The following is a 1,546-nucleotide window of genomic DNA, read 5'->3' on the forward strand; positions in this document are numbered from 1 at the left end:
ACTTAAGAACAAAAATAAAATGAACTTTCGTTCAAAGCAACTAAAAAACTCGTAATGTACTTTTGGTATTGAAAAGTACACACACCAAATAAACTCTAACGAGTTTCATTTTAAAAATTATGCAGCTTTCTTTTGTTTTCCAAACCCATTATACTCATAGACAACACCCATAATATCAAAGATAGTTTTCTTCTCATATCGATGAGATTTCCGTCCATTCTTCTGTAGGAGGTCGAACAAACGGATTAAAATCTTTGTTAGATCTTGGGTGTTTCTCTGTATCGCTTGATATAACAGCGATACATGATCTTGAATCATCCCAATAGCTTTATATTCACTTAATTCTCTTTTGTTCTTTTGCAACAGAAGTTTACGTATCTTAAACATCGTAGAAGAACAGATAAAAATGGCAATAAGCCTTCCATACACATGACATTCTAATCGCTCTTGTTTGATATTTTGCCAATGATGAATTTGAAATAAGGATTTCCAAGTTTTAAAAATGATTTCTATTTGCCAGCGAAGGGAGTAAAAGTCATGTATTTGTTCCATCGGAACAATCCCTTCAGGCGTATTTGAGACATATATGTTGATACCCGTTAATCGTTTACTCTTTTCTGAAAACGTAATGCCCTTTTTACTTTCCGTATAGGCTTGTTTTTTTCTACGTTCCTGTATCTGTTTTTCTGTTAAACGATAGATAATTACACGCGTGAATAGTTTTTGATTCTTTCCAATGTAAGCTTCTTTTATTTCATATGTTTGACCGGGTTTTAAATGGTTCATGATATGTTCTAAATCAACTTGAATATACTGTGATTGCTTTTTTACGGTTCCGTTTCGAAAGTATTCTGGAGACGGATTTTTTATATAAACAGTATGGTTTAATTTTAATCTGGATATATAGTAGGCACCTCGTTGATCCATTTGATCTAAGTCTTCTAATGAAAAATAACCTAAATCACGAATGCACAAGTCACCTGGACGTAAGGTATCTAAACATTCCGTTCCAAAGGTCTTATCATTATTTTTCCCTGGACCTACCTGAAAGTTTAAAAATTGACCGCTATGTAAATCATACTCTAATTGAATCTTGATACCCGCTGTTTGTGCGCAACCACCGGATCCAGGATATATACTAGCTAAATGTTTTGGGATTTGAAAAATCGTCGCATCTAAAATACGAATACGTTGAAAGTGGGTAAGCGCCGTGCTTGAAATAGCCGATGTTTTACAAAGTTTACCTTTCCATAATATAGAAAAAATATATTTCAGAAATTCAACAGCTTTTTTATCAAAGCGTTTATTAAGTCCTTCTGGACTCATAAGAGTACCTGTAGCTGCGTGTAATTGGCTACATAATCGAACGAGGGAATCACTCGCTGTCCTTTGACTTATCCAAATACAAATGGTAGCTAATTCACTTCCTGAAAATTTTCGTTTTCTTTTTACAAAACCTAATTTTTTTGCGAGTTCTTCTAAAAAAGAAGGGGTTAAATGACGGCACAGCTCTTCAGAAAATAGTTGTAATTCATCTTGAATCGAA

1 protein-coding gene is annotated in these 1,546 nt (G+C 33.7%); it reads right to left on the reverse strand.

The window, feature by feature from the left end; all coding sequences use genetic code 11:
• Nucleotides 1-117: 117 nt before the first annotated feature.
• Nucleotides 118-1,546: IS4-like element IS231A family transposase (locus ACS2CR_RS34105; protein ID WP_438906159.1), on the reverse strand; the 1,429-nt coding region annotated here is incomplete at its 5' end.

Source organism: Bacillus cereus group sp. BceL291, assembly GCF_051776705.1.
Classification (GTDB): domain Bacteria; phylum Bacillota; class Bacilli; order Bacillales; family Bacillaceae_G; genus Bacillus_A; species Bacillus_A cereus.